Below are 5152 nucleotides of genomic sequence, written 5' to 3'. Positions count from 1 at the left end.
CGTCCACAGGGCGCGCTGCATGTCGGTCATGGTCGAGCCGGGGGAGACGGTGTTGCAGCGCACGCCGCGTCCGGCGACCTCCAGGCCGAGGCACTTGGTGAACATCACCGCGGCCGCCTTGGAGGCGGCGTAGGCGGCCAGGCCCGCGCGGGGGACGCCGGCCGCGTTGGAGGCGACGGTGACGATGCTGCCCCGGCCGCGCCGCGCCATACGGCGGGAGGCGGCCCGGGAGACGTGGAAGACTCCGTCGGTGTTGACCGCGAAGGTCGCGGCCCAGTCGTCGTCGGTGAGGTCGGCCACGGGCGAACTCCGCAGGATCCCGGCCACGTTGACCGCGACGTCCAGCGGGCCGGCGGTGCGTTCGGTCTCCTCGACCAGCGCCTCCACGGCGGCGGCGTCGGTGACGTCCAGGGGGCGCGCGGTGACCTGGCCCGCGTGCTTGCCGGCCAGTTCTCCGACGCCGTCGGCCGTGAGGTCGGTGGCGATCACGCGGGCGCCCTGCTCGGCGAGGGCGGTGACCACGGCGGCGCCTATGCCGCGGCCCGCGCCCGTGACGAGGGCGAGCCGGCCGTCCAGTCCGGCGCTCACGGGGCGAGCGCCTTGGCCGGGTCGTCCGGCTCTCCGCCGTCTCCGTCGCAGCCGGTCGGCGGCAGGGCGCCGGTCACCACCGTGGTGGCGGAGACCGGGACGGTTCTGCGGGGGGCACGTGCACAGGACATGGGGGGAGGCTCCTAGGGAGGGTCGGGGGTGCGGAGGGTGGCTCAGGCGGCGGCGTCGCCCAGCAGACGGACCAGGCCGTCCGCCAGGGCACCGTGCCAACAGGCGTAGTCGTGGCCGCCGTTGAACTCGTCGCGGGTGACCTCGTAACCGGCCGAGCGCAGGGTGTCGTACAGGGCGCGGGTGTGACCGACCATGGAGCCCTCGTGCAGCCCGACGTCCAGGTGGACGCGTACGGGCCGGGCGGGGGCGGCGGCGTAGCGGGCGGCCAGCCAGGGCGTGCCGTACACCGGGGGTTTGCGTCCGGAGGGCGGCGGCAGGCCCGGCCGCCACCACAGGGAGGCGGACTGGGCGAGGACGGCGCCGAACCGGTCGGACCGCAGCAGACCGGCGTACAGCGCGGTCATGGCGCCGAGGCTCTGTCCGGCGACCACGGTGCGCCCCGGGTCAGTGGTCAGCGGCCAGCGGCCCGCCGCCCAGGGCAGCAACTCGTCCGCCAGGAAGGCGACGAACGGCTCCCGGCCGCCCAGGTCGCGCCAGCGCGTCCGACGGTCCACGGCGTCCGGCGCCACCACGGCCAGCGGCGGCAGCGCCCCGTCGGCGATCAGCGCGTCCAGCGTGCCGTCGAGCCCGAGCCGCCCGAACCACATGTCGCCGTCGCACAGCACCACGACCGGCAACGGCTCGCCCGACCGGTCCTGACCCGGCGGCAGATAGACCCAGGCGTCCCGGTCCCCGACAGGCGCCGCGCCCGGGACGCGGTGCCGTTCGACCCGGCCGGCCGGCACCGTGCCCCGGCGGCCGGCCCACGGCTGGGGCGGGGCGTCCGGGAGGGCGAAGACCGAGCTGTCGGCGAGCTGCCAACGGGTCGCGACGGTCCGGTGGTTGAGCGGGTCGGCGGCGGCGTGCGCGGACAGCGACCGCAGCCGCTGCTGGAGGGCGGCCGGGTCGGTGGGCGGCTCCTTGGGCGAGATGTCGGCGGCGAGTCGGTAGGAACCGCGGTGGTCGGCGCGCAGCCGCAGCCCCAGGTGCCAGACATCGGTGCCGGGCACCCGCTCAAGGAGCGAACCGGCCAGCCGGCCGCGGTCGGTGATGCGGTTGCCGCACCACAGCACCTGGCGGGTGGCGCGGTGGCCGCGCCACAGGAAGGTGACCGCCCGGTGGCCGGGCCCGTCGTCGAGTTCCTCGACGAGCGGGGTGCCGAGGCGCTCCGCCTCGCTCCAGAACGCGGCCGTCAGGGCGGCCCGCCGGGCGCCGTCGGCTCCGTCCGTCTCCTCCAGCAGGCGCGCGACTCGCGGGCCCGTGACCCGGGCCGGGCGGATGTCCGGCGCGGCGGCACCGCGGGGAGTGGGGCGGGGGAGCGTGGTCATCGGCGTTCTCCGTGAACGGCTGTCGGCGGTCGGCGGTCGGGCATGGGTCGGCAACTGCCGACCAGGGGGTCAGCAACTAAGGTAAGGCTAACCTAAGCTAACCACAGGTCGAGCGGAAAGTGTGTACTACACCCGGCCAAGCCGACCGACGTCCGGCCGTCTCCGTCGCGAACGCCCAACAGGGGTCAGCGGCGGTGGTCCTGACAGCCCGTCATTGCGCAAGAAGCGCACGACCCCCGGGGTCGTGCGCTTCTCGACGGGTGTTGCGGGCGGCGACAGGGCCTCGCCCAAGAGGCCGTGGCGCCGTTTCGGCAGCCCCCTTCAGTCCGGCTGGAAGAACGCGAGCATCTTCCGGGCGGCGTCCGGCGACGTCAGCAGTTCCTGCACCCTCGCGGACATCCGGGCGGCGGCGCCGGTGCGTTCGAACATCTCGCGTTCGTACTCCTCGACGGCCGCGGGGAAGTCGTCCGGGTGCGCGGCCAGTGCGAGGCCGAGCCCCGCGCCGTCGAGCAGCGCCATGTTGGCGCCCTCTCCCACCGGCGGCATCAGGTGCGCGGCATCGCCGAGCAGGGTGACGCCCGGCGTCGACGGCCAGGTCAGGCCGGCCGGGAGCGTGCTGATCGACCGCGGCACGACCGTGTCGTCGCAGGCCGCGATCAGCGCGGTGAACCGTGCGTCCCAGCCGGGGAGGAGCTCGATCAGCCGCGCCCGGGCGGCGGCCGGGTCGTCGAACGGTATGCCGCTGCGGGAGAACCAGTCCTCGTCGGTGCGGTAGAAGCTGATGCCGATGCGGACGCGGCCGTCGCCGTTGCGCTGCGCCGCGAAGGACACGCCGTCGCCGAGCACCCAGTAGTTGCCGCGCCCGAGCGTCGCCGCCAGGTCGGGGTGCGTGCGGTCGACGTCGGGAATGCCGAGCTCGACGACGTTCTGGCCGATGTGCGCCGGCCGGGCGTCGGTGCACATCGGCCGGACCCGGGACCGCGCGCCGTCCGCGCCGACCAGCAGGTCGTACGGCGCGCTGCCGCCGTCGGCGAAACGCAGCACACCGTCGTCGGCGGACGTGAACGCGTGCCCCCAGCGGACCGTCCCGTCGGGGAGGGAGTCCAGCAGCAGGTCGCGCAGATCGGCGCGGTCGACCTCGGGCCGGTCGAGCGGGGCGTCGTCGGGTGTGTCCTCCTGGAGCAGCAGGGTGCCGTCCGGCTCGAACAGGCGCATGTCCTGGCCCTCACCGCGGGCGATCGCGAGGAATCCGTCGATCAGACCGGCCTCGCGCAGCGCCCGCTGCCCGGAGTGGATGTCGAGCATCCCGCCCTGCCCGCGCGCCTCGCGGGACGCCTCCCGTTCGTACACGACCGCGTCGATGCCGTGCACGTGCAGCACACGGGCGAGAGCCAGGCCGCCGAGGCCCGCTCCGACGATGGCGATGGTCATCGTGGCTTCCCTTCGATCAGCGATACGCCGTACAGATCGATACACTGTATCGGGCGCTGCTGTGTAGGGTGACCGGCATGTTGGTGTGGGAGAGGCCGGAGCCCCCGGAACGGCCCGTGCCGGCCCCGCTGAGCAGGGACCGGATCGTGCGGGCGGCGATCCGGCTCGCCGACGCGGACGGCCTGGACGCGGTGTCGCTGCGCAAGGTCGCCGCCGCGCTGGGCGTCGGGCCGATGCGGCTGTACGGCTACCTCACCAGCAAGGAGGAGCTGCTCGACCTGATGGTCGACGCCGCCCACGCCGAGATCCGGCCGGCCGGCGACGGCCCGCGGGCGGTGCTCCGCTCGCTCGCCGAAGGCATCCGGCACGCCGTGCACGAGCACGAGTGGCTCGCCGACCTCCTGGGTGGCCGCCCCCAGCTCGGGCCGCACGCGCTGGCCACCGCGGAGGCCGTGATGGCCGCACTGGACGGCGTCGACGTGGACGCCGTCATGCCGGTGGTCGCCGCGGTCAACGCGTACGCGATCGGCGCGGTCCGCCGGGAGATCGCCGAGCGGCGTGCCGAGCGGGCCACCGGCATGGACGAGAAGCGCTGGCAGGCCGCACTCGGCCCCTATCTCCAGCGGACCTTCGCCACCGGCCGGCTCCCTGCGCTGGCCACGGTGGTGCGCGACGCCGCCCACCTGGACGCCGACCAGACCTTCCGCACGGGCCTCGACTTCCTGCTCGACGGGATCGAGGCCCGCATCGCGGGGTGACGCGCGCCCCGGCCCCCGGCTCGGACCGGACCGGCCGCACCCCCCTTGCATACCGTCGAGTAATATCGCGCGGCAGGCCCCCAGAGGAGGAACCGTGTCACGGTCCGAACGCTCACCCCTGCTGCTCGCCGGCCTGCTGGCCACCGCGGGCGTCGCCCACTTCGCCCAGCCCCGCCCCTTCGACGCGATCGTGCCGCGCAGCCTGCCGGGCACGCCGCGGGCATGGACGTACGCCAGCGGCGTCGCCGAACTGGCGCTGGCCGCCGGCCTCGCCGCCCCCCGCACCCGCAAGGCCGCCGCGCTCACAGCGGCGGCCTTCTTCGTCGGCGTCTTCCCCGCCAACGTGAAGATGGCCGTCGACTGGCGGCACCGCCCCGCCCCGCAGAAGGCCGCCGTCTACGGCCGGCTGCCGGTCCAGCTGCCGCTCGTGCTCTGGGCCCGCAGCGTCGCCAAGAGCTGCGAGGGCCGGTCGTGAGCCGCGTCCCGGCCGTCGGAGACACGGTCGACGACTTCACGCTGCCCGACGAGACCGGCACCCCGCGCCGCCTGTCCGAACTGCTCGCCGACGGCCCGGTCGTGCTCTTCTTCTACCCCGCCGCCCTGACTCCCGGCTGCACCGCGGAGGCCTGCCACTTCCGCGACCTCGCCGCCGAGTTCGCCGCGGCCGGCGCCCGGCCCGTGGGCATCAGCGGCGACCCCGTCGAACGCCAGCAGGAGTTCGCCGGACGCCACACCCTGGGCATGCCGCTGCTCTCCGACGCCGACGGCACGGTCCGCGAGCTGTTCGGGGTGAAACGAGGACTCAGCCTGGCACCCACCAAGCGGGTCACCTTCGTCGTCGCCCCGGACCGCACCGTGCTGGAGGTCGTCCGCAGC

The 5152-nt window shown here is 75.1% G+C and carries 7 protein-coding genes; 3 read left to right on the top strand and 4 right to left on the bottom strand.

Annotated elements, in window-relative coordinates:
* The 4 genes from GTW67_RS07510 to GTW67_RS07500 all read right to left on the bottom strand — a co-directional run.
* A partial coding sequence (locus tag GTW67_RS07510; RefSeq protein ID WP_161164023.1) for an SDR family NAD(P)-dependent oxidoreductase occupies positions 1 to 588 on the bottom strand: 588 nt, incomplete at its 3' end.
* Positions 585 to 719, bottom strand: coding sequence for a hypothetical protein (locus GTW67_RS38120; protein ID WP_272920471.1), 135 nt, complete (start codon positions 717 to 719; stop codon positions 585 to 587). The genes GTW67_RS38120 and GTW67_RS07510, both read right to left, overlap by 4 nt.
* A 42-nt stretch (positions 720 to 761) precedes the next feature.
* Positions 762 to 2087: an enterochelin esterase gene (fes, locus tag GTW67_RS07505; protein WP_161164022.1), complete on the bottom strand. Its 1326-nt coding sequence runs from the start codon at positions 2085 to 2087 to the stop codon at positions 762 to 764.
* Positions 2088 to 2408: 321 nt separating this feature from the next.
* Positions 2409 to 3518 (bottom strand): FAD-dependent oxidoreductase, encoded by a 1110-nt coding sequence (locus GTW67_RS07500; protein ID WP_161164021.1) that lies wholly within the window; start codon positions 3516 to 3518, stop codon positions 2409 to 2411.
* Between the two features lie 77 nt (positions 3519 to 3595).
* On the opposite strand from GTW67_RS07500, the gene GTW67_RS07495 reads away from it, so the two are divergent.
* The 3 genes from GTW67_RS07495 to GTW67_RS07485 all read left to right on the top strand — a co-directional run.
* A complete protein-coding gene (locus GTW67_RS07495; protein WP_161164020.1) occupies positions 3596 to 4276 on the top strand; it encodes a TetR/AcrR family transcriptional regulator in 681 nt (226 codons plus the stop codon).
* A 94-nt stretch (positions 4277 to 4370) separates the two neighbouring features.
* Complete coding sequence (locus tag GTW67_RS07490) at positions 4371 to 4751, top strand: DoxX-related protein (RefSeq protein ID WP_161164019.1); 381 nt, start codon at positions 4371 to 4373, stop codon at positions 4749 to 4751.
* The coding region (locus tag GTW67_RS07485) for a redoxin domain-containing protein (RefSeq protein ID WP_161164018.1) at positions 4748 to 5152 on the top strand (405 nt) is incomplete at its 3' end. The genes GTW67_RS07490 and GTW67_RS07485, both read left to right, overlap by 4 nt.

Origin of the sequence: Streptomyces sp. SID5910, assembly GCF_009862125.1 — a bacterium.
Classification (GTDB): Bacteria; Actinomycetota; Actinomycetes; order Streptomycetales; family Streptomycetaceae; genus Streptomyces.
The sequence above is the reverse complement of the archived record's forward strand: the minus strand, read 5'-3'. Positions and strand labels throughout refer to the sequence as shown.

What these genes read in the sequence shown, in the direction of transcription:
- GTW67_RS07495 (WP_161164020.1), top strand. Translation starts at nt 3,596, where the DNA reads ATGTTGGTGTGGGAGAGGCCGGAGCCCCCGGAACGGCCCGTGCCGGCC.
- GTW67_RS07500 (WP_161164021.1), bottom strand. Translation starts at nt 3,518, where the DNA reads ATGACCATCGCCATCGTCGGAGCGGGCCTCGGCGGCCTGGCTCTCGCC.
- fes (WP_161164022.1), bottom strand. Translation starts at nt 2,087, where the DNA reads ATGACCACGCTCCCCCGCCCCACTCCCCGCGGTGCCGCCGCGCCGGAC.
- GTW67_RS38120 (WP_272920471.1), bottom strand. Translation starts at nt 719, where the DNA reads ATGTCCTGTGCACGTGCCCCCCGCAGAACCGTCCCGGTCTCCGCCACC.